The sequence below is a fragment of the Aeromonas sp. TECH754 genome (assembly GCF_056279295.1).
The window spans coordinates 3,436,099-3,458,828 of the sequence record NZ_JBWBRA010000001.1; the positions used below are offsets into that span (position 1 = coordinate 3,436,099).

The window sequence follows — 22,730 nt, forward strand, 5'->3', positions numbered from 1 at the left end:
TATTAAGCAAACACAAGTGACGAAAGTATCACTTGATGTTTTCCTACCGACCTACGTTTTAAAAGGACACATATATTCTGTGGTTTATAGAGCCAGAAATGAAAACCATTTAATCAATGAACATTCAATATCTTATGGATGAATCCATATCTGGCTTCGCAGGGAGATGTTGCTCTTGTGCGGCCTGCCTCTCAGTAAAATACATGTAAATGACATCCTCAATGGGCACGGATATCTAAGGGGAATACCCATGAATAGAACAATGAAGATATTTCTCTCACTGTTTCTCACTCTCTTCTTATTCGGCTGCGGAGGCGGAGGAGGCGGAAGCAAACCAACCACGCCCACCGATCCTGCGGCCAAGACGCTGACCCGAATCGACATATCCGCCGATACCGCAGGCGTCAAGGCGCGTGCAGAGGCCAACCCCAGCACCCCCCTCGGCATCAGCACCCAGTATCTGGCCATCGCAACCTACAGCGACAGCAGCACGGCCGACATCACTGATCTGGCCACCTGGAGCAGTGCCGATACCGGCATTGCGACCATTAATGAGAAGGGTCTGGTCAAGCCACTGAAAATCAACAAGACCCTGATCACAGCCAGCTATCAAGGCGTCAATAGCAATAGCTCAACCTTGACCATCACGGATGCGATAGCCACCAAGATCTCCGTCATTCCTCCCATCACTAATCTGGCAAAAGGGTTGACACTACAGCTGCAGGCCATCGCAACCCTCTCCGATGACAGCACCAAGGATGTATCTACTCAGGCAAGCTGGACTAGCAGCAATCCCGCCATACTGAGCGTCGATTCCTTGGGTAAAATAACTGCCGTCGATCTTGGCGATGCCGCCGTTACCGCGACCGTGCAGGGCATCACCGGCCAGACCACTATCTCTGCCGTGAATCTGAGCATCAGCCAGATCCAGATCACCCCGACGACAGTTCAATTAGCCGTAGGCACCAAGAAAAAGCTGACCGCCATCGCCACCTTTGCCGATAAAACCGTGCAGGATGTCTCCTCCCAAGTGGCCTGGTTGAGCAGCAATACCGGTGTAGCCACCGTGGACAGCACAGGACAAGTCAGTGGCGTGGCCGCAGGCTCGACCACACTCTCCGCCAGCCTGCTCGGCGTCACCGCCAGCACCAGCGTTCAGGTCAACAATACCAGCCCCAGTGCTCTGCAAGTCATTCCGGCGGCGAGCACCATAGCACTGGGCACCAAAACCCAGTTGCAAGCTATTGCCACTTTCCAGAACGGTTCCACTCAGGATGTGTCGGATCAGGTTCAGTGGAGCAGCAGCGATACCACCCTGGCGGATATCAACAGTGTTGGGTTGGTCACGGGTAAAGGGATTGGCCAGGCAACGCTCACTGCCGTATTGGGGAGCATCAGCCGCAGCGCCACTCTGACCGTCACCAACGCCACTGCCACTTCCCTCCAGCTCACCCCTGCGACCAGTTCACTACCCAAGGGGACCACACAGCAATTCCAGGCCATCGCCACTTTCAGTGACAGCTCAACGCAAGATCTCAGCAGCCAGGTTTATTGGGATAGCTCTAATCTCAACGTCGCCACCATAGATCTGGACGGTGAAGTCACTGCCGTGGCGGAAGGGAATAGCATCATTTCGGCCCAGTTCCAGAATGTCAGCAGCAACCCGGTTACGCTGGCAGTCACCGGTGCGGTCATAAATACCGGTGGTCTCACTATCACTGTGCCCCCCCTGACGCTGGCAGCAGGTCAGAGTAGCCAGCTGGCAGCCAGCGGCACCTACAGCGATGGCACCAGCAAGGATGTCACTGCCGATGTCCACTGGAGCAGCAGCAATCCGACCATCGCGACCGTCAGCCTTGCTGGTCTGGTTACCGGCGTTACCCCAGGCACCGCCACCATCACAGGTACTCTGGATGGCCAGACTGCGACCCTGTCGGTCACGGTCAGCAGCGCCGTTCTCAACGTCGGTGGATTGACCATCACCACACCGCCGCTGTCCCTGGCCGCCGGTCTGACCGGTCAGCTCGTGGCCACTGGCAGTTACAGCGATGGCAGCAGTGTGGATGTCACGGCGTCTGTCAACTGGGTCAGCAGTAACCCGGCGACCGCTACCGTCAATGCGGCTGGTCTGGTTACCGGCGTCGCCCCAGGCACCGCCACCATTACCGGTACTCTGAATGGAGAAACCGCAACCCTGCTGGTGACTGTCAGCAGTGCTGTGCTCAATGCGGGTGGGCTGACCATTACTGTGCCGCCACTGAACCTGGCCGCCGGTCTGACCGGCCAGCTCGCCGCCAACGGCAGTTACAGCGATGGCAGCAGCGTGGATGTCACGGCGTCTGTCAACTGGGTCAGCAGTAACCCGGCGACCGCTACCGTCAATGCAGCTGGTCTGGTTACCGGCGTTACCCCAGGCACCGCCACCATTACCGGCACCCTGAATGGAGAAACCGCAACCCTGCTGGTGACTGTCAGCAGTGCTGTGCTCAATGCGGGTGGGCTGACCATTACTGTGCCGCCGCTGTCCCTGGCCGCCGGTCTGACCGGTCAGCTCGTGGCCACTGGCAGTTACAGCGATGGCAGCAGTGTGGATGTCACGGCGTCTGTCAACTGGGTCAGCAGTAACCCGGCGACCGCTACCGTCAATGCAGCTGGTCTGGTTACCGGCGTTACCCCAGGCACCGCCACCATTACCGGCACCCTGAATGGAGAAACCGCAACCCTGCTGGTGACTGTCAGCAGTGCTGTGCTCAATGCGGGTGGGCTGACCATTACTGTGCCGCCACTGAACCTGGCCGCTGGCCTGACCGGTCAACTCGCCGCCAGCGGCAGTTACAGCGATGGCAGCAGCGTGGATGTCACGGCGTCTGTCAACTGGGTCAGCAGTAACCCGGCGGCTGCCACCGTCAATGCAGCTGGTCTGGTTACCGGCGTTACCCCAGGCACCGCCACCATTACCGGCACTCTGAATGGAGAAACAGCAACCCTGCTGGTGACTGTCAGCAGTGCTGTGCTCAATGCGGGTGGGCTGACCATTACTGTGCCGCCACTGAACCTGGCCGCCGGTCTGACCGGCCAGCTCGCCGCCAACGGCAGTTACAGCGATGGCAGCAGCGTGGATGTCACGGCGTCTGTCAACTGGGTCAGCAGTAACCCGGCGACCGCTACCGTCAATGCAGCTGGTCTGGTTACCGGCGTTACCCCAGGCACCGCCACCATTACCGGCACCCTGAATGGAGAAACCGCAACCCTGCTGGTGACTGTCAGCAGTGCTGTGCTCAATGCGGGTGGGCTGACCATTACTGTGCCGCCACTGAACCTGGCCTCTGGCCTGACCGGTCAACTCGCCGCCAGCGGCAGTTACAGCAATGGCGCCAGTGTGGATGTCACCACCAATGTCAGCTGGACCAGTAACAATCCTCTGGTTGCCAACGTCGGTCTCAATACCGGCCTGGTCTCAGCGGTTCTGCCAGGCTCTGCCATCATCACCGGCACCCTGGATGGCCAAACTGCAACCGTGGCTGTCACTGTGTCCAACGCCGTGGTGACCAGCGTGGTCATTGAGCCCATCAACCCCGTAGCGGCCGGTACGACTGCACAGTTCAGAGCGACGGCAACGCTCAGCAACCTGACAACGCTGGATGTCAGTGCCCAGGCCAATTGGCAGAGCAGTGCCCCCGGAGTACTCAGTATCACCGCGACCGGGCTTGCCACTGGGGTGATCCCTGGGAGTACAACAGTCAGCATCAACGTACAGGGATTTACCGCCAACCAAACGGTAACGGTCAGCAATGCGATACTGACCAGCATCGTCATCAGCCAGAGCGGACTGAACTTGTCTCCGCTGCTTAGTACCATTACCTTCACCGCAATAGGTCACTACTCTGATGGCAGTACGCAAAACATCTCCAACAGTGTGACCTGGAAAATAAATGGTGGCTTGCTCACTCTGGGACTGGGTAATACCTATGTGTTCCTGCTTACCGGTAACAGCCACTTCACGGCCGAACTAAATGGAGTAACCAGTAACACCCTGAGCTTGTAAAGCTGACATAGTCCACCAATCTACATAAGCAAAAGGGCCGCCAACTTGGCGGCCCTTTTATTTTGACTCCCTGATACGGTCAACCGGATTCAGCGATCTGGTACACACCACATCTGTGTCACTGCACAGCCTGCACCGCTGCCGGGCCGGGCTCGTTGAGTTCGTCATCGGCCCAGTATTTGTAGCCCTGCAGGGTGGCCTGCAGCACCAGACCACTCTGGGTCAGCTGATAGACGGTCACTTTCTTGGCCCCGGTACTGCCGGTCTTGCTGAGCAACTCGCTGCCCTTGTCACCAGAGCGTGCCGCCGCATCGGCCTGTGCCCCCGCCTCCCAGCCGACTTCGATGAAGTGCTGCAGTGCGTCTGCATCGTTGAACAGGATCAGGGCCCGGAAATCCTTGATGCCCAGACCCAGCCCCACCCCGGCATTGGCCATGCTCATGTAGGTGTCCTGCCCTGTTTTATTGTCCCGCACCACGCCAAAGCCGCTGCCGGCACTGACGAAGATCAGGCTGTTATTGACGCTGGAGAAGACCGCATAGCCCTTGGCCTGCTGTACCTCATCGCGGATGCTCGCCTTCTCCTGATAGAGTTCGGTCAGCACCTGTTCCCGCATGCCCTGCACGTAACCGCGCTTCTGCTCCGGCGTGTCCCCCTTGGCGGCGCAGCCGGCCAGCAGGGCAACGAGCCCCCATATCCACCATCTCATCCTGCTCTCCTTCGTCTGGGTTATTTTTATTCAGTCGTTCAGAGCAGGATAAAATAGAAAAGTTCCAAGCTTGGAAAAAATAAACCCCTGCCTGGGCAGGGGTTTATCAGCATCATCGGGGGTTATCAGATCATGATACCGGCGATCACGGCGGAGAGCAGGCTCACCAGAGTCGAGCCGTACACCAGCTTCAGACCGAAGCGGGAAACCATGTTGCCCTTCTCTTCGTTCAACGCCTTCACCGCACCGGCGATGATGCCGATGGAGCTGAAGTTGGCGAACGACACCATGAAGATGGAGAGGATACCGACGGTACGCGGGGACAGTTCGGCGGCAATCTTGCCCAGATCCATCATGGCCACGAACTCGTTGGTCACCAGCTTGGTCGCCATGATGGAGCCCGCTTGCAGCGCCTCGCCACTCGGGATGCCCAGGATCCAGGCGATGGGGTAGAAGATGTAACCCATGACGTACTGGAAGTTGACGCCAAAAGCCGCCTCGAACAGGTAGTTGATCAGCGCAATCAGGGCGATGAAACCGACCAGCATGGCGGCCACGATCACCGCAACGGAGAAACCGGCCATGATGTATTCACCCAGCATCTCGAAGAAGTTCTCTTTCTTCGGGCTGTGGTGCTCGTCACCTTCGGCGATGGCCTTGATGTCGGTGACCGAGTTATCCGGCTCGTAGGGGTTGATCAGCGACAGCACGATGAAGGTGCTGAACATGTTGAGCACCAGGGCTGCGACCACGTAGCGCGGCTCGATCAGCTGCATGTAGGCACCGACGATGGACATGGAAACGGTGGACATGGCGGTCGCCGCCAGGGTGTACATCTGCTTCTCGTTCAGGTGCGGCAAGGTGTTCTTGAGCGCGATGAAGTTCTCGGACTGGCCGACGATCATGGAGCTGATGGCGTTGAAAGACTCCAGCTTGCCCATGCCGTTGATCTTGGCCAACACGGTGCCGATGCCACGGATGACGATGGGCAACAGACGGATGTACTGCAGGATCCCGATCAGCACGGAGATGAAGACGATGGGCATCAGCACCATCAGGAAGAAGGAGAAGGCCCCCTCGTTGACCAGGCCACCGAACACGAAGTCGGTACCCTGCTTGGCAAACTCCATCAACTTGGTGAAGCCGGCAGCGAAACCACCCACCACCGCCAGACCCACTTCGGAGTTCAGCATGAACCAGGCCAGCGCCAGTTCCACCACCAACAGCTGACCGATATAGCGCAGCTTGATCTGTTTCCAGTTGTGGCGGTTCGCCAGCAACGCCAGAGCGAGGACCATCACGAGTCCGAGCACAAAGTGAACGTATTCCATACCAGTAGCACCTGAGTGAGTTGTAATTTTTTGACCGGCGCCATCATAGTGATTTGCATATTTAAAAATCAGATAGCCATCACAATCTGCGGTAAAAATATGCATACAAAATAATACAAACGTTTTTAAATTAATTAATCATTCGGCGTGACCATAGCCCGACCAGAACAGACACAAATACCATATATAAAACATATAGTTGTATTTTAGTTAATCAATTTCATCCGATGCCCCCCATTAATTGTGCGATGGCTCGGTTAATCCCCATGCCAGTAATGGCAGGCTTGGTATGAATATATTTAATCAAATAGGGTGAAAAACGTTTATCTATTATGCGCATAATTAGTCGCTGGCAATAATAGGCATCCGTGATGTCGTTCGTGCGCCATCACCGCCGATACCGTCAAAGCGTCCACATCGGCGCTTCCCCGCGAGACGGGTGCAAGCGTTCAAAAATCCGCCACAATCCATCCCATGCGGCGGCACTCTCTGGTATAATGCGCGCCCTTGCGCACGGCGCAGCCCGTTTTCCCGAAATAGAGTCCTCTTGTGAACAACAGCGAATTTAGCAGCCTCAACCTCTCACCCGCCCTGCTGGAGAACCTCGCCAGCCTGGGTTATCTGCAGATGACCCCGATCCAGGCTCAGAGCCTGCCCCTGGTGCTCGAAGGCAAAGATCTGATTGCCAAGGCAAAAACCGGCAGTGGCAAGACTGCCGCCTTCGCCCTCGGCCTGCTCTCCCGGCTCAACGTCAACCGCGTCGACGTACAGGCGCTGGTGCTCTGTCCGACCCGCGAGCTGGCGGATCAGGTCGCCCAGGAGATCCGTCGCCTGGCCCGCTCCCTGCCGAACGTCAAGCTGGTGACCCTGTGCGGCGGCACCCCGACCGCGCCACAATCCGCCACCCTGGGCTTCGGTGCCCACATCGCCGTCGGCACTCCGGGCCGCATCCTCAAGCATCTGGAACAGGGCACCCTGGAGCTGTCCAGCCTGGAGACCCTGGTGCTGGACGAAGCGGATCGCATGCTGGACATGGGCTTTGGCGAAGACATCAACCGGGTCATCAGCCATGCGCCCGAGCGCCGCCAGACCCTGCTGTTCTCCGCCACCTATCCGGAAGGGATCGCCCAGATGAGCCGCGGTGTGCAGCGCAATCCGGTCGAAGTGAGCGTGGAATCCCTGCACGAAGGCAGCGCCATCGAGCAGAAGCTGTATGAAGTGCCCGCCGGCCAGCGCCTCGACGCTCTGACCTGGCTGCTGAGCCACCATCAGCCGAGCTCCTGCGTGGTGTTCTGCAACACCAAGCGCGCCTGCAACGACGTGGCCGACCACCTGGCCGCCAAGGGCTTCTCGGCGCTGGCGCTGAACGGCGATCTGGAACAACGTGAGCGGGATCAGGTGCTGGTACGTTTCGCCAATGGCAGCGCCACCATCCTGGTCGCCACCGATGTGGCCGCCCGCGGGCTCGACATCAAGGAGCTCGGTGCCGTCATCAACTACGAGCTGACCTATGACCCCGAGGTGCACGTGCACCGCATCGGTCGTACCGGCCGTGCCGGCCAGCAGGGCTTGGCCCTGAGCCTCTATCAGCCGAACGAAGCCCAGCGCGTCAACCTGATCGAGGAGTACCAGCAAGCCCCCATCCCGCAGGGTGATCTGCACGACATTGGCCGCGAGATCAAGCCGATCGCGCCGCAGATGGCGACCCTCTCCATCGATGCGGGCCGCAAGAGCAAGGTACGCGCCGGTGACATCCTCGGCGCCCTGACCGGCGAAGGCGGCATCGCCGGCAGCGACGTCGGCAAGATCCAGATCTCCGAGCAATACTCCTACGTGGCGGTCAAACGCCAGGTGGCGAGCGCCGCCCTCAAGCGGTTGCAGGAAGGCAAGATCAAGGGGCGCACCTACCGCGCCCGCAAACTGGGTTAGTGAGGATGTCGGGCAGCGCCTCTGCCCGACTCGCCACGTACCACAGCACGGGCGCCTCTTGCAGGCGCCTGTTTTTTATAAAAAATGTGCCGCCTCATGGCACGGACTGAGAGAGATGACCCGAGAAACCCAAGCCGAAGTCAGCTGCCAGAACTGCGAAGCCTGCTGCTGCCGCCTCGAAGTGATGCTGTTTACCGATACCGGCGTGCCGGATCGCTACGTGGACGAGATCGAGGGACAGGTGCCCGTGATGCATCGGCTGGAAGATGGCTGGTGTGCGGCGCTGGATCGCAACACCATGATGTGCCGGATATATGAAGTCAGACCGCTTATCTGCCGCGAGTTCGAGATGGGCGAGCCCGACTGCATCGACGAACGGGACAAGTGGTTCATCACGCTGAACTAGCCGAGCCAACGGTACAGCGGCGCGGGATCGCCCGCCTCATCATGTGTCACGTCGATAACGTGGGCCCTCTCATCTGCCGCCAGTGTGAGAGAGGAAAGCCCGACTGCATCACCCCGTGAGAGAGTGTTTTATCAGGCCAGCTTGCCCCTCCCCGAGAGTGTTCGCTCACCCCCGGCACCCGACGCCGATTGGGTGCGCTATGTTTTATTGCAGTTAAGAAAACGTTGCTGCTATCATCCGCGCCACCAAAGGTTCCACCAACTGAAACCTTTCTCACGCCGCAAGGATCAGAGATGAAAACTCACGATGCGAACTATTACCAGAGGATTTGGCGCTGGCATTTCTACGCCGGGCTCTTCGTCGCCCCCTTCCTGATCCTGCTCTCCCTCACCGGCATGGTGTATCTGTTCAAACCCCAGCTCGACAACATCATGTACCCCGAGCTGATGAAGGTGGCCCCCGCCAGCCAAACCCTGAGCGCCGATCAACTGCTGGCCAAGGCCATGATGGCCATGCCGGACGCCAGCCTGAGCAAATACCTGCCCCCGGCAGCCCCGGATCAGAGCGCCCAGCTCATCGTCCGCCAGCAGGGCAGCGAGCTGACCCTGTTCATGGATCCCGCCAGTGGCGCCCTGCTCGGTACCATGGACAACCAATGGAACCTGCAGGCGGTGGCGCGGGCCCTGCACGCGGAGCTGCTGATCGGCCCCATCGGGGATCGCCTGATAGAGCTGGCCGCCGGTTGGGGCATAGTGCTGCTCATCAGCGGCCTCTATCTGTGGTGGCCGCGCAAGGGGCCCGGGGTCGGTGGCATCCTCTGGCCCAGAATGAGCCAGCGTGGCCGCCTCTGGTGGCGGGATCTGCACGCCGTGGTCGGCTTCTGGGGGGCGGGTTTCCTGCTGCTGCTGCTGCTCAGCGGCATGACCTGGACCGGTTTCTGGGGCGACCAGTTCGCCAATGTGTGGAATCGCTTCCCGGCAGCCATGTGGAACGAGGTACCGAAATCTGCCCCCCTCACCCGCAGCCTCAACCAGGCTCACGCCCAGACGGTTCCCTGGGGGGCTGAGACCATGCCGATGCCGAGCTCGCAACCCCCCGCCGAGGGCCATGATCACAGCGCCATGAACCACGGCGACGGCCACGAGGGCATGGTGATGGCCAGCCACCGCATCCCGCTGCAACAGGTGGTGGAGATCGCCAGGGAGCGCCAGGTCACCCCGGGTTACAGCATCACCCCGCCCGCCGGTGAGAGCGGCGTCTACACCATCGCCCTGTTCGCCGACGATCCGCGCAACGACGCCACCCTGCACATCGACCAATACAGCGGCAAGGTGCTGGCCGACGTGCGCTGGCAGGATTACGGCCCGGTCGCCAAGACGGTGGAGACTGGCGTCATGCTGCACACCGGCAAGCTCTACGGCTGGCCCCATCAGCTCGTCATGCTGACCATCTGCCTGATGGTGTTGCTGAGCGCGGTGAGCGGGCTCTGGATCTGGTGGAGCCGCCGTCCGCAGGGCCGGCTCGCCGCGCCGCCGCTGCCCGCCAAACTGCCCCCCATGGGCGGTGCCATCGCCGTGCTGGTGCTGCTCGGGCTCGCATTCCCGCTGGTCGGTGCCTCCATGGTCGTCATCTGGCTGCTGGACACCCTGATCTTCTCCCGCCGCACGGCCGGATCGGCGCAGACCTATTGAGTCATGCGGCATAAGTCCATCAGTTGTCGTAATGAAATAAGGGCTCCCATAAGGAGCCCTTATTACTTGAACCCACCCTAGGTGGTGGTTTCAACCAGCCCGATGATCTTGCTGGCCTTCTCGAAGTGGTCGAGTTTATGGGTCTGGATCCACCAGGTGGCAGCCTCCATCAATAAAGCTGGGTCGTCATTCTTGTTGGCAAAAAACGCATAGAAGGAGACACCGACCCCCTCCCCTTTCTGGGCGATTTTCTGGTGACAGACCTGGATCATCTTCTCTTTCAGCAATCCGCGCATGGGCGGCTATCCCTCACTCTTGTGTCTGCGAAAAACCGGCCCGCAACTCGTCGACGGGCAGGTAGCGGCCGATGATCACCAGCCGGGACTGCGGTGCCTCCTCGCCCCAGGGGGAACCATAATCGAAACCCGCCACCTTGTGCACCCCCTGCACGATCAGCCGGCGCGGCTCCCCCGCGATGGCCAGCACCCCCTTGTAGCGCAGCATGTCGTTGCCATGCTGCGCGATGCACTGCTCCATGAAGGCGCCGATCCGCTTCAGATCCAGCTCCCCCCCCTCGAACAGCTCGGCCGAGATGGTGTCGTGCCAGGAGCGCGGCCGGGCCGAGAGCGGCGCGAAGGCCTCGAAGCCCTGCTGGCCGGCCCGCACGATACGCAGACCCGAGCTCAGACCGAGCTCGTCGCTCAGGGTGAAGGCGTCGAGATCCAGCCAGAGCGCGGCCGGGCACTCCCCCTGCACTATGTCGAGGATCTCGGCCTTGGCATTGATGCCGTGGATGCGCGCGATGGCGGCGGCCCGCGTCGCCGCGTCCACCCGATCGGTCTTGGTGAGCAGGATACGATCGGCAAAGCCGAGCTGGGCCGCCGCCACCGGATGCTCGTCCAGCTGGCGGCCGATGTGTTCGCAGTCGGCCAGGGTCACCACCGCATCGAGGCGCAGGGCATCGCGCAGCGCCTCCTCCACGAAGAAGGTCTGGATGATGGGGGCGGGATCGGCCAAGCCAGTGGTCTCGACGATCAGCCGCTCGAACTGCAGCTCGCCAGTGGCCCGCCGGGCCAGCAAGTCGGCCAGCGCGGCCCGAAACTCCCCGCGCACGCTGCAGCAGACGCAGCCGTTGCTGAGCTCCACCACGCTCACCCCTTCCCCTCTCTGCAACAGCTCGCCGTCGATGTTGGCGGCGCCGAACTCGTTCTCGAGGATAGCCACCGAGGCATCGGCGTGGTGGCGCAAATAATGGTTGAGGAGGGTGGTCTTGCCGGCGCCGAGAAAACCGGTCAGCAGCGTAACCGCTACAGCCTGCGTCATGAGAGGAATCCTGTGGTGAGGGGATGGAAGGGAACACCGTTCAATGGAGGCTGACCGCGACCGCGGGCGTCATGATGGGCCCTGCGATGGGCCAGTTAGCAGCAGCGCCCGCCATTCTTGCCGCCGTAGCGGGCATCCTGGCGTTCGCGAAAGAATTCGTCATGGCTCATGGGGGTCTGCTCTGGATGAGTCAGCCGCATGTGCTGTACGTAGTTGTCGTAATCGGGCACACCGACCATCAATCTGGCGGTCTGCCCCAGATACTTGCCCGCCTTGGCCAGGGTATCGAACATCTTGGCTCCTTGTTCACCATCGAGGAAGGCCGGTACCCAAGGGGACCGGCCTGTTGATTCGCTTATTTCAGGCTGGGGGCCAGATCGCCGTCGTCATCAGACTTCGGTTGAGCCACCCCATTGCCAGCCGGCATGGCCTGATAAGGCGTCTCGTTGGCGGTCGGCTGCGGGTTTTGCAGCGCCTTGAGCGCGGTCTTGACCGAGAAGCCGGCGAGCACCACCACCACCAGCATGAAGAACACCGTCAGCCCCGCATCCAGGCGGTTGTTGAACACCAGCTGGGCCAGTTGGGATTCGGTGTACTGGGCCGGGATGGTGCCGCTGTCGATCATCGCCTGGAACTTGTCGGCGATGGCCAGGAAGCCGAGCTTGGGATTGTCGCTGAAGGTCTTCTCCCAACCGGCCGCCAGGGTGCAGATCAGCAACCAGCTGGTGGGCAGCAGCGCCACCCAGGCATAGGCCTGACGCTTCATCTTGAACAGCACCACGGCGCAGAGCATCAGTGCCATGCCCGCCAGCATCTGGTTGGCGATGCCAAACAGCGGCCACAGGGTATTGATGCCACCGAGCGGATCCACCACCCCCTGATGCAGGAAGTAGCCCCAGGCCAGCACGCACAGGGCGGTGGCGAGCAGGTTGGCCGGCAGGGAGTCGGTGCGCTTGAGGGACGGGGAGATGACCCCCATCAGATCCTGCAGCATGAAGCGCGCCGCACGGGTACCGGCATCCACCGCCGTGAGGATGAACAGCGCCTCGAACAGGATGGCGAAGTGATACCAGAAGGCGACGTTCATCAGGCCACCGAGGGCGCCGTGCAGTATGTAGGCCATGCCGACCGCCAGGGTCGGGGCGCCGCCGGCACGGGCGATGATGCTCTGCTCACCCACCTCGCTGGCGATGCGGGTCAGGGTGTCCGGGGTGATCTGGAAGCCCCAGCTGCTCACCACGGCGGCGGCGGAGACCACCACATCGGCGGTGCCCGCCGGTGCCAGTACCGCCATGGGACTGTTCATGGCGAAGTAGACGCCCGGATCGATGACGCAGGCGGCCACCAGCGCCATGATGGCGACGAAGGATTCCATCAGCATGCCACCGTAACCGATGAAGCAGGCCTGATTCTCGTTGGCCAGCATCTTGGGGGTGGTGCCGGACGAGATCAGGGCGTGGAAGCCGGAGACCGCGCCACAGGCGATGGTAATGAACAGGAAGGGGAACAGATCCCCGGCCCAGACCGGGCCTGTGCCGTCGATGAACTTGGTCAGCGCCGGCATCTGCAGGGTCGGCTGGGTCACCAGGATACCGATGGCCAGGCCGATGATGGTGCCGATCTTGAGGAAGGTGGAGAGGTAATCCCGCGGCGCCAGCAGCAGCCAGACCGGCAGCACCGAGGCGACGAAGCCGTAGCCCACCAGCATCCAGGTCAGTTGCACGCCGTCGAAGTCGAAATAGGGTGCCCAGGTTTCGCTCTCGGCCACCCAGCCACCGGAGACGATGGCGAAGATCAGGCACACCAGACCGATGATCGACACCTCACCGATGCGCCCCGGTCTCAGGTAGCGGGTGTAGATCCCCATGAAGATGGCGAGCGGTATGGTGAAGGCCACCGTGTAGGTGCCCCAGGGGCTGTGGGCCAGCGCCTTGACCACTATCATCGCCAGCACCGCCAGGATGATCACCATGATCATGAAGGTGGCAATCAGCGCGATGACGCCGGCCGTCGGCCCCATCTCCGCCTTGACCAGCTCACCGAGGGAGCGGCCATCGCGGCGAGTCGAGACGAACAGCACCATGAAGTCTTGCACCGCCCCCGCCAGCACCACCCCGGCCAGCAGCCAGAGCATGCCGGGCAGGTAGCCCATCTGGGCCGCCAGCACGGGGCCGACCAAGGGGCCGGCGCCGGCGATGGCGGCAAAGTGGTGTCCGAACAGCACCTTCTTGTCGGTCGGCACATAGTCCAGACCATCGTTGTGACGCACCGCCGGCGTCATGCGGCTGGAGTCCACCCCCAGCACATGCTTGGCGATGAACAGGCCGTAGTAGCGATAGGCGATCAGATAGACGCACACCGCCGCGACCACTATCCAGAGTGCGTTGATCTGTTCGCCCCGATTGAGGGCGATATAGCCGAGTGAGCTGGCCCCGACCAGCGCCATCAGCATCCATCCCAGGTGTTTCCCTAACTTGTCCATAAGTCTCCCCGCCATAGTGTTTACATATACATCCAGGTACGGTTACATCTCTATAGCAATCACCCCGGCGCCACAATCGGGGGGCGTCACAAGTCGGCGAGCTGCCGCGAGAATTTATCAATATTGCCGACCGGATCACGGCCATTCGACATACATACCCAAGAGAACGGCCTGAATTGATTGAAAAAAACTGCGAATGGCGCCAACAAAAAAGGCCCCTTGGGGGCCCTTTAAATTGTGCAGGAACTCAGGAAAGCGCCAGCCCGATGGAAAGCAGCAGGCTGAACAGGAAGGCGCTGATGGCGGTCTTCTTGAGGGCACCGGTCAGCACCTCGCCATCGAAACTCTCCCGCAGGGTGCGGGCGGCATCGGTGAGCGGCTTCATGGCGGGCAGGAAGAGCCAGGGCCAGATGCTGGCGGGCTGGATCAGCAGGAAGGCGATGGTGGCGAGCAGCGCCGCCCCCAGCAGCACCCAGTGGTAGGCGATGGCACGGTTGCGGCCGAGCCGCACCGCCAGGGTTATCTTGCCGCTGGCGGTATCGGTCTCGATGTCGCGCACGTTGTTGATGTTGAGCACCGCGGTCGCCAGCAGGCCACAGGCGGTGGCGGGCAGCAGCAGATCCCACTGCAGGCTGTGGGTGAACAGGTAGTAAGAGCCGAGCACCCCCAGCAGGCCGAAGAACAGGAACACCGAGATGTCGCCGAAGCCGCGGTAGCCATAGGGGGTCTTGCCCACGGTGTAGGTGATGGCCGCGACGATGGCCGCGCCGCCCAGCAGGACGAAGGTCAGGATCTGCTGCCACTCCTCGCCGAAGGCACAGACCAGCAGTGAGAGCCCGCTCACCACCGCCGCCAGGGCGGTCAACCCCATGGCCACGCACATCTGGTGGCGGGTGATGAGACCCGAGACGACGGCGCGCTGGGGACCGATCCGCTCGCCATTGTCGGCGCCGGACACCGCATCGCCGTAGTCGTTGGCCAGGTTGGAGAGGATCTGCAACAAGATGGCGGTCAGCAGGGAGAGGCCCATGATGGCCCCGTCAAAGGCACCCCGGCTGGCAGCCAGTCCGGCTCCCAGCAAAATAGAAGAACAGGCAAGGGGCAGTGTTCGCAAACGCGCCGCCAGCAACCACACAGAGAAGGTATTTGTCATATTGTGTTGGCCAAACAATCAGATATTGATCGTGTTAAGGGTTATCGAACCGGATTTAGGTATACTTGGCTCCGTGGGGGCTTAGGCTCCCTCGGGCAATTTACATGGAAGAATGGGCAGATAATATATAGGAAATCATCGCCCTTTGGCATCAACCTGCGCCATCCTCTCCCCGGAGCGATTGCGACTATCCGGCTCAGACAAGACATCCATGTTGGCTCAGACCCATATCAAGCAACAACTGGACGCCCTGCGTCACAACAATGTCAGTGGCTTCGTGCGGTTGCGCGTGGCGGCCCCGGTGCACTCCTTCCTGGGCTGGCTGACGGCGCAGACCCTCTATCCCCGCATCTACTGGCAGGCACGCGATCCCCAGAGTCCCGAATATGTCGCCCTCGGTCGCATCCACGAACTGAACCAGCCCCGGGATATCCGCCAGGTCTGTGACAACACGGCCGCCAGCAGCGAAGACAGCCCCCGTTACTACGGTGGACTGGCGTTCGATCCGACCCAGCCCGGCTGGCCGGACTTTGGCCCCTGCCGCTTCGTGCTGCCCCGCATCGAGCTGGTGCGCCGGGGCGAGTGCGTCAGCCTCTGCCTGAACCTCTGGTTGCCGAGGCGGGAGCTGGTGGCCGAGTTCGAGGCCGAAATGGGGGACGCCGAGGCCGCGCTGGATGCCCTGCAGCCGGAGTCCCCCCTGCCGCCGCTGCACAAGCACGACTGGCAGCGAGAAGATTGCCCCTCCCGCGCGCAGTGGCAGCAACTGGTGGCGCGGGTCACCGCCCCCGCGTTTCAGCGTCACACCCCCAAGGTGGTGCTGTCGCGGGAGAGCCGCCTCACCCATGCCGAAGAGGTAGGCGATGCGGCACCAGCCCAGCCCGTGCCCTCCCCCTGGTCGCTGCTGGCCCAGTGGGCGCAGCACGCCCAGGAGTGCTTCCACTTCGGTTTTCAGTTCTCCCCCGAGCAGAGCTTCATCGCCTGCTCCCCCGAGCGGCTCTATCGCCGGGAAGGGCGTCATCTGTTTACCGAGGCGCTGGCGGGCACCATCCGCCGCTCCGGCGACGAGGCGACCGATGCCGCCCTGGCCGCCGAGCTGCTGGCCGACAACAAAAACCGGCTGGAGAACCGGCTGGTCCACGCCGACATCCTCAGCCGGCTGGCGCCGCTCACCACCAGCACCAGCCTGACCGAGCCGCGTATCCTCAAACTGCGGCTGCTGCAACACCTCAAGTGCGACATCGAGGCCGAGCTCGAGCCCGGAGTGGGTGACTGGCAACTGCTGGATGCCCTGCATCCTACCCCCGCCGTCGGTGGCGCCCCGCGCGAGGCGGCGCTGGCCTTCATCCGCGAGTACGAGCCCCATGATCGCGGCTGGTATGCGGGCGCCTGTGGCATGCTGAGCCGGGAGACCTCGGAGTTTTCCGTCGCCATTCGCAGCGCCCTCGTCAGCGAGCAGGCCATCCACCTGTTCGCCGGGGCCGGCATAGTGGCGGGATCCGAGCCCGCCGCCGAGTGGGCCGAACTCGACAACAAGATCGCCAATGTGCTCTCCCTGCTGGGATAGCGTTTTCCCTTGTCTCCTCACCGCGAGAGCCCTATGCCCGCCAGCCCAGTGTCTGTGCACCAAGCGTTTGCCACTCAACATGCCACCTTCAACCACGTCTGGTCTTCCCTCCTGCTGGAGGAGCTCCATCGCCTCGGCGTGCGTGACATAGCGCTGGCCTCCGGCTCCCGTTCGGCACCGCTCACCATGGCCGCCGCCGCTCATCCCGGCTTTCGTCGCCACCTGCACTTTGACGAGCGGGGTCTCGGCTTCATGGCCCTCGGCCTCGCCAAGGGCAGCGGCCGGCCGGTGGCGGTGATCATGACCTCGGGTACCGCGGTGGCGAATCTCTGGCCGGCGGTGGCCGAGGCCCAGCTGACCGGGGTGCCGCTCATCATCCTCTCCGCCGACCGCCCCCCCGAGCTCATCGACAACGGCGCCAATCAGGCCATCGATCAGCAGGGGATCTTCGGTCGCTATCCGGTCTATCAGCAGAACCTGCCGAGCCCGACCCCGACCATACCGGCCGCCTTCGTGCTGAGCTCGGTGGATCAGGCGCTGGCCCAGCAGGCGCGCACGCCGGGGCCGGTGCACTTCAACTGCATGTATCCCGAGCCGCTCTATCCCGGTGACCACTATCTGGATTTCTCCGACTACCTGGCAACCCTCGGTGACTGGCTGCGCTCGCGTGAGCCCTGGAGCCCCTGGTTGCAGAACGAGCAAGCGTGCCCTGCCCAGCCCGACTGGGCGGCACTGCAAGGCAAGCGCGGCGTTATAGTCGCGGGCCGCATCCAGGATCCCGTACAGGGGCAGGCGGTGGCCGAGCTGGCACAGCGCCTCGGCTGGCCACTGTTGGCGGATCTGCAGAGCCAGATCCGCTTCGATGCCCGCAACCTCATCCACGTGGATCTCGCGCTGCAAGACGGCTGTTTCGTCGCCGAGCTGGCCCGCGCCGAGGTGCTGCTGCAATTTGGCGCCCGCCTCATCTCCAAGCGGCTCGGCCAGTTCATCAAGCAACACCCCTGGCAGGATTACTGGCTGGTGGACCCGCAACCGGCACGGCTGGATCCGGACTACCGACTGCGCCGCCGCCTGCTGTGCGAGCCCCAAGCCTTTACCGCCGCCCACCCGGTCAGCGCGCCACAACAGCCCTGGCACAAGCTGGTGGAGCGCCAACAACGGGCGACCCTCCAGATCCGCACCGCTTGTGATCGCTTCTCCGAGCTCGGGGTCTGCCACCGCCTGAATGCGCTCATCGAAGGCCAGCTGTTCGTCGGCAACAGCATGCCGGCCCGGCTGATGGACATGCTCGGCGAACCCGGCAAGGGGCCGAGCCGGGTGATGACCAACCGCGGCGCCTCCGGCATCGACGGCCTGATCGCCACGGCCTATGGCTTCGCCCAGAGCAGCGATGAGCCGACCACCCTGCTGCTCGGGGACCTCAGCGCCCTGCACGATCTCAACAGCCTGGCCCTGCTTGGCAAGGGGAGCCGGCCGCTGGTGGTGATCCTGCTCAACAACGACGGCGGCAGCATCTTCCGCATGCTGCCGGTGCCCACCGGCGATCGGCTGCTGGAAACCTACTACTGCCTGCCCCACGGCCTGCACTTCGAGCACGCAGCCGCCATGTTCGGCCTCCCGTATCGGGCGCCGACCACCCTGGCCGAGTTTGAACAGGCCTATCGCGCCGCGCTGGAGAACCCTTCTCGGGAAAACAAGGCAACCCTGATTGAAATCAAGGTGCCAAGCGCCGAGGTGGCCGAGGATCTGAAGGCACTGGGAGCGGCCATCCGTGGTCATTGAAGCCAAAGAGCCGATACCCTTGGTGCTGCTGCACGGTCTGCTTGGCGACCGCCGCGATTGGCAGCCGGTCATCGATGCCCTGCCGGAGTGCGAGTGCCATGCACTGGATCTGCCGGGTCACGGCAGCAACCGGGCGCTGCGGCTGGAGGGGTTCGAGCAGGCACATCGGTGGCTCTGCGACGAACTGACCGCGCGCAATATCCTGTACTACCGGCTGGCGGGTTATTCCCTCGGTGGGCGGCTGGCGCTTTACCACGCCAGCCAAGCCCCAGCGGGGCTGCAGGCCCTGCTGCTGGAGAACTGCCATCCCGGCCTGGCCATGACCGAACGAGCGGCTCGCATCGCACACGACGAGGCTTGGGCCCGCCGCTTCGAGGGCGAGCCTTTGGCCGGGGTGCTGGTGGACTGGTATCGCCAGCCGGTGTTTGCCGATCTCGACGAAGCCGGACGCGCCCGCCAGATTGCCAGGCGACTCGGCAACGATGGCCCGGCCGTCGCCGCCATGCTGCGCGCCACGTCGCTGGGCAAGCAGCCGGATCTCGCCGCTTGGCTGGCGAACACCCGCTTGCCGGTGAGCTGGATCTCCGGCAGCCGGGATCAAAAATTCCATGCACTGGCTTGCCAGCTGGTCGAGCAGGGCTGCAATATCAATCACTTGACGCTGGATGGCGGCCATAACCTGCATGCCAGCCAGCCAGAATGCTTCGCCACCTGCCTGCGGGAGTGGCTGGCGAAGGACGCAATCCAGCCTGATCTCGGCTGAACATCATTTGCCCCGGCCTGCGCAAGCGGGCTTATCACCCATAACAAGAGAGTGAACATGATTGAAGCAATGACAGAAGCGGAACTGTATGCCCCTATCGCATGGCAGGATTGCTCCGCCGGTTACGAGGACATCCTCTATCACAAGTCCCAGGATGGCATTGCCAAGATCACCATCAACCGTCCCCAGGTGCGCAACGCCTTCCGTCCCCGTACCGTCAAAGAGATGCTGCAGGCCCTGGCCGATGCTCGCTACGACGATCATATCGGCACCATCATCCTCACCGGTTTCGGCGAGAAGGCGTTCTGCGCCGGTGGCGATCAGAAGATCCGGGGCGACTACGGTGGATACCAGGATGACGAAGGCACCCATCACCTCAACGTGCTCGACTTCCAGCGCGACATCCGCACCTGCCCCAAGCCCGTGGTGGCCATGGTGGCCGGTTACGCGGTCGGCGGTGGCCATGTGCTGCACATGATGTGTGACCTGACCATAGCGGCCGACAATGCCCAGTTCGGCCAGACAGGCCCGAAAGTCGGCTCCTTCGACGGCGGCTGGGGCGCCTCCTACATGGCGCGCATCGTCGGCCAGAAGAAGGCCCGCGAGATCTGGTTCCTGTGCCGCATGTACGACGCAAACCAAGCCCTCGACATGGGACTGGTCAATACCGTCGTGCCTTTGGCGGAGCTGGAGCGCGAAACCGTGCGCTGGTGCCGCGAGATGCTGCAAAACAGCCCCATGGCGCTACGCTGCCTGAAGGCGGCGCTGAACGCAGACTGTGACGGCCAGGCCGGCTTGCAGGAGCTGGCGGGCAATGCCACCATGCTGTTCTACATGACCGAAGAGGGTCAGGAAGGGCGTAACGCGTTCAACGAGAAACGCCGTCCCGACTTCTCCAAATACAAGCGGAATCCCTGATGACACTCGCCCTCTATCGCTATCATCTGCCCTTTACCCAGCCCCTGACCTTTCACGGCAAGGTGGAGGTGGCGCGAGAGGGCCTGTTGGTGCGCATCGACGATGGCTGGGGGGAAATCGCCCCCTTGCCCGGCTTCTCCAAGGAGACGCTGGCCGAGGCGCAGGCCGAGACTCTCGCCTGCCTGGCGCAACTGGCTCGGGGGCAAACCATGGCCCCCCAGCTGCCTTCGGTGCAATTTGGCCTCGACTGTGCCCGCCGTCATTGGCCCGAACAGACCGCCTCACTGCCCGAGCCCTATCCCCTCATTCAGGGCTCCCCCCAGGAGCTGCTCAAGAACTGGAAGATCTGGCTGCACGAGACGCCCCTCAAGGCCAAGCTCAAGGTGGCCCGCTACCCCATGCGTGACGAGCTGGCGCTGATCCGCCTGCTGCTCGATCGACGCCCCAATCTCAAACTGGTGCTGGATGCCAACCAGGGCTGGACCCGCGAGGAGGCCTGGGCCTTCTGCGGTCACCTGGATCCGAACCGGATCGAATATCTGGAAGACGTCTGCGCCGACTTCGACGACATCGCCTTCGTGGCAGCCCGTACCGGCATGCCGATGGCGCTGGACGAACTGCTGGCCCAGGGCAAACCCTGGCAACCGATCCCGCAGTTGAAGGCGCTGGTGCTCAAGCCCACCCTGCTCGGGGCCCTCGCCAACAGCGAGGCCCTGGTGACCCGCGCCCGCGAGCTGCGGCTGAAAGTGATCGTCTCCTCCTGCTTCGAGTCCGGCGTCGGCCTCGGCCAGCTCGCCCGCCTCGCGGGAGAGTGGGCGCCGGATCAGGCCCCTGGCCTGGATACCCGCCGCTGGATGACGGGAGATCTGCTGGATAAACAGGGTCAACCCGACCTGAGCCTGCTCAAACCCCTGTTCCACCGTGATTGAGCCCTCCTTGCCGCAAGACGACGCCTCTGAATTGCACCCCGAGCCTTGCCCGGTGCGTCACTGGGCAAGAGAAGCGCCACAGCGGATCGCCATCCACGGCGCCACTCCCCTCCGCTACCGGCAGCTGGATGCCAGACTGAACGCCCTGTGCCGGCAGCTCGAACTGGTGGGATTGAAGGCCGGGGACAGGTTGGCCGCCGTGGTGCGCGGCGCACAGGCAGATGTGTTGATTGCCTGGGCCTGCGTGCGTAGCGGCATCGTCTTTTGCCCCCTCAATCCCGCCTTTCCCCTGCCGAAACAGGCCGAGCTGGCTCATCAGCTGGAGGTGGCCGCCTTCTGGTCGGCCGACGAGATCCCGGACGGCCCCTGGCAGCCGCTGCGACTGGACTTCGAGGCCGAGCTGGCCGCGGATCCGGCGCCCCTGTCGCTGGCTCCTGCCCAGCTCAACAATATGATCCTCACCTCCGGCTCCAGCGGCGCCCCCAAGGCGGTGGTGCATCGCCTCGCCAATCATCTGGCCTCGGCCCGGGGATCCGCCCCCCTGATCCCGCTGGACGGCGACTGCGGCTGGCTGCTCTCTCTGCCGCTGTTTCACGTCGGCGGCTACGCCATCCTGTTCCGGGTCTTCCTGGCGGGAGCCTGCCTGGTGCTGGACGATCGCAACCAGCCCCTCAAGGAACGCCTAGAGCGCCAGCCCGTCACCCACTTATCCCTGGTGCCGACCCAGCTCTGGCGTCTGCTGGCGCAGGGCTTCGACCCCGCCAATACCCGGTTGCGGGAGCTGCTGCTCGGCGGCGCCGCCATCCCCGAGCCCCTGGTAAGCCGCCTCAAGACGCTGGGGCTCACCCCCAAGGTGAGTTATGGGCTGTCGGAGATGGGCAGCCAGGTCTGCACCGGACTGCCGACCGGGGCCGGGGTGGTCGGCAAGCCGCTGCCAGGGCGGGAGCTGTGCATCCGGCAGGGGGAGATCTGCGTGCGCGGCGCCACCCTGTTCGCCGGCTACTTCAAGGACGGCACACTGGCACGACCGCTCGATGAAGCGGGCTGGTTCCATACCCGCGACAAGGGTCGCTTCACCGACACCGGCGAGCTGGTGGTGGAGGGGCGGCTCGACAACCTCTTCATCTCGGGGGGGGAAAACATCCAACCCGAAACCATCGAGCAGCGACTGGTGGATCACCCCGCCGTGGCCCAGGCACTGGTGGTGCCCGTGCCGAGCGACGAGTGGGGCCAACGCCCCGCCGCCTTCGTCGATTGGCATGGCGAACCCGTCCCCCCTGCCGAGCTGGCTAGCTGGATCAGGCAGGCATTGCCCGGCTTCATGGTGCCGGATCGCTGGCTGCCCTGGCCCGATCTGGCCGGCAACCTGAAACCCTCCCGCACCAAACTCGCCCTGCTGGCGACCTCGGCCTGACCACCGGGGCCCTGACCGCGCTCGGTGCCCATCCGCTGCTCTACCCGGAGCAGGCGAGCGAGATAAACGGTCCCCCCTGGGCGACCGGCCTGTTCGATCTGCTCAACTTCATCGATGTCGCCAGCGACGTCCGCCAGCAGGATGAGCAGCTGCGCGCCCTCGGCATGAGCTCGCCCTGTGGCAGGGTCGGAATGGCCAGGATCTGCTCCTGCTCGATGCCTGCACCCGCCTCTACCGGACCGCCCCTCCTTCGCTGCGAGGGCCCCGCCAGCGACAGTCTCTGCCCGAGTG

The 22,730-nt window shown here is 62.8% G+C and carries 17 protein-coding genes; 10 read left to right on the forward strand and 7 right to left on the reverse strand.

Annotation, left to right across the window (positions count from 1 at the left end; genetic code table 11):
* Positions 1 to 262: 262 nt before the first annotated feature.
* Positions 263 to 4,045, forward strand: coding sequence for a beta strand repeat-containing protein (locus ACZ9IL_RS15595; protein ID WP_476004307.1), 3,783 nt, complete (start codon positions 263 to 265; stop codon positions 4,043 to 4,045).
* Between the two features lie 118 nt (positions 4,046 to 4,163).
* On the opposite strand, the gene ACZ9IL_RS15600 is transcribed toward ACZ9IL_RS15595, so the two are convergent.
* Positions 4,164 to 4,754, reverse strand: coding sequence for a lipid-binding SYLF domain-containing protein (locus ACZ9IL_RS15600; RefSeq protein WP_476004308.1), 591 nt, complete (start codon positions 4,752 to 4,754; stop codon positions 4,164 to 4,166).
* A 125-nt stretch (positions 4,755 to 4,879) separates the two neighbouring features.
* A complete protein-coding gene (locus ACZ9IL_RS15605) occupies positions 4,880 to 6,085 on the reverse strand; it encodes a NupC/NupG family nucleoside CNT transporter (protein WP_050717868.1) in 1,206 nt (401 codons plus the stop codon).
* A gap of 549 nt (positions 6,086 to 6,634) precedes the next feature.
* Between ACZ9IL_RS15605 and dbpA the strand changes: the two genes are divergently transcribed.
* The 3 genes from dbpA to ACZ9IL_RS15620 all read left to right on the forward strand — a co-directional run bounded on the left by dbpA (position 6,635) and on the right by ACZ9IL_RS15620 (position 10,111).
* On the forward strand, positions 6,635 to 8,014 hold the full coding sequence (dbpA, locus tag ACZ9IL_RS15610) for an ATP-dependent RNA helicase DbpA (protein ID WP_476004309.1): 1,380 nt from the start codon (positions 6,635 to 6,637) through the stop codon (positions 8,012 to 8,014).
* Positions 8,015 to 8,129: 115 nt separating this feature from the next.
* Positions 8,130 to 8,420, forward strand: coding sequence for a YkgJ family cysteine cluster protein (locus tag ACZ9IL_RS15615; RefSeq protein WP_476004310.1), 291 nt, complete (start codon positions 8,130 to 8,132; stop codon positions 8,418 to 8,420).
* A gap of 293 nt (positions 8,421 to 8,713) precedes the next feature.
* Entirely contained in the window at positions 8,714 to 10,111 is a 1,398-nt protein-coding gene (locus tag ACZ9IL_RS15620; RefSeq protein ID WP_476004311.1) for a PepSY-associated TM helix domain-containing protein, read from the forward strand.
* A 77-nt stretch (positions 10,112 to 10,188) separates the two neighbouring features.
* On the opposite strand, the gene ACZ9IL_RS15625 is transcribed toward ACZ9IL_RS15620, so the two are convergent.
* The 5 genes from ACZ9IL_RS15625 to ACZ9IL_RS15645 all read right to left on the reverse strand — a co-directional run bounded on the left by ACZ9IL_RS15625 (position 10,189) and on the right by ACZ9IL_RS15645 (position 15,069).
* Positions 10,189 to 10,407 (reverse strand): DUF6500 family protein, encoded by a 219-nt coding sequence (locus ACZ9IL_RS15625; RefSeq protein ID WP_476004312.1) that lies wholly within the window; start codon positions 10,405 to 10,407, stop codon positions 10,189 to 10,191.
* Between the two features lie 13 nt (positions 10,408 to 10,420).
* Entirely contained in the window at positions 10,421 to 11,434 is a 1,014-nt protein-coding gene (locus tag ACZ9IL_RS15630) for a CobW family GTP-binding protein (RefSeq protein WP_476004313.1), read from the reverse strand.
* A gap of 95 nt (positions 11,435 to 11,529) precedes the next feature.
* Positions 11,530 to 11,727, reverse strand: coding sequence for a YbdD/YjiX family protein (locus tag ACZ9IL_RS15635; protein WP_025325546.1), 198 nt, complete (start codon positions 11,725 to 11,727; stop codon positions 11,530 to 11,532).
* A 62-nt stretch (positions 11,728 to 11,789) separates the two neighbouring features.
* Complete coding sequence (cstA, locus tag ACZ9IL_RS15640) at positions 11,790 to 13,916, reverse strand: pyruvate/proton symporter CstA (protein ID WP_476004314.1); 2,127 nt, start codon at positions 13,914 to 13,916, stop codon at positions 11,790 to 11,792.
* 247 nt (positions 13,917 to 14,163) lie between these two features.
* Positions 14,164 to 15,069 carry a 1,4-dihydroxy-2-naphthoate polyprenyltransferase gene (locus tag ACZ9IL_RS15645; RefSeq protein WP_476004315.1) on the reverse strand — a complete coding sequence of 302 codons (906 nt, stop codon included), beginning with the start codon at positions 15,067 to 15,069 and terminating at the stop codon, positions 14,164 to 14,166.
* A 211-nt stretch (positions 15,070 to 15,280) separates the two neighbouring features.
* Between ACZ9IL_RS15645 and ACZ9IL_RS15650 the strand changes: the two genes are divergently transcribed.
* Genes ACZ9IL_RS15650 through ACZ9IL_RS15675 form a run of 6 tightly spaced genes read left to right on the forward strand, consistent with a single transcriptional unit; the run spans position 15,281 to position 22,439 of the window.
* The gene (locus ACZ9IL_RS15650; protein WP_476004316.1) at positions 15,281 to 16,633 is read left to right on the forward strand and encodes an isochorismate synthase; all 1,353 of its coding nucleotides are present in this window, start codon (positions 15,281 to 15,283) and stop codon (positions 16,631 to 16,633) included.
* A gap of 33 nt (positions 16,634 to 16,666) precedes the next feature.
* Entirely contained in the window at positions 16,667 to 18,415 is a 1,749-nt protein-coding gene (menD, locus tag ACZ9IL_RS15655; protein WP_476004317.1) for a 2-succinyl-5-enolpyruvyl-6-hydroxy-3-cyclohexene-1-carboxylic-acid synthase, read from the forward strand.
* Positions 18,411 to 19,178, forward strand: a complete 768-nt coding sequence (gene menH / locus ACZ9IL_RS15660) for a 2-succinyl-6-hydroxy-2,4-cyclohexadiene-1-carboxylate synthase (RefSeq protein ID WP_476005365.1) — start codon at positions 18,411 to 18,413, stop codon at positions 19,176 to 19,178. Before menD ends, menH begins: the two co-directional genes overlap by 5 nt.
* Before the next feature lie 57 nt (positions 19,179 to 19,235).
* Positions 19,236 to 20,096, forward strand: coding sequence for a 1,4-dihydroxy-2-naphthoyl-CoA synthase (menB, locus tag ACZ9IL_RS15665; RefSeq protein WP_476004318.1), 861 nt, complete (start codon positions 19,236 to 19,238; stop codon positions 20,094 to 20,096).
* Positions 20,096 to 21,025 carry an o-succinylbenzoate synthase gene (gene menC, locus ACZ9IL_RS15670; RefSeq protein ID WP_476004319.1) on the forward strand — a complete coding sequence of 310 codons (930 nt, stop codon included), beginning with the start codon at positions 20,096 to 20,098 and terminating at the stop codon, positions 21,023 to 21,025. The genes menB and menC overlap by 1 nt, the downstream gene beginning before the upstream one ends.
* Before the next feature lie 7 nt (positions 21,026 to 21,032).
* A complete protein-coding gene (locus ACZ9IL_RS15675; protein WP_476004320.1) occupies positions 21,033 to 22,439 on the forward strand; it encodes an AMP-binding protein in 1,407 nt (468 codons plus the stop codon).
* Positions 22,440 to 22,730 lie beyond the last annotated feature (291 nt).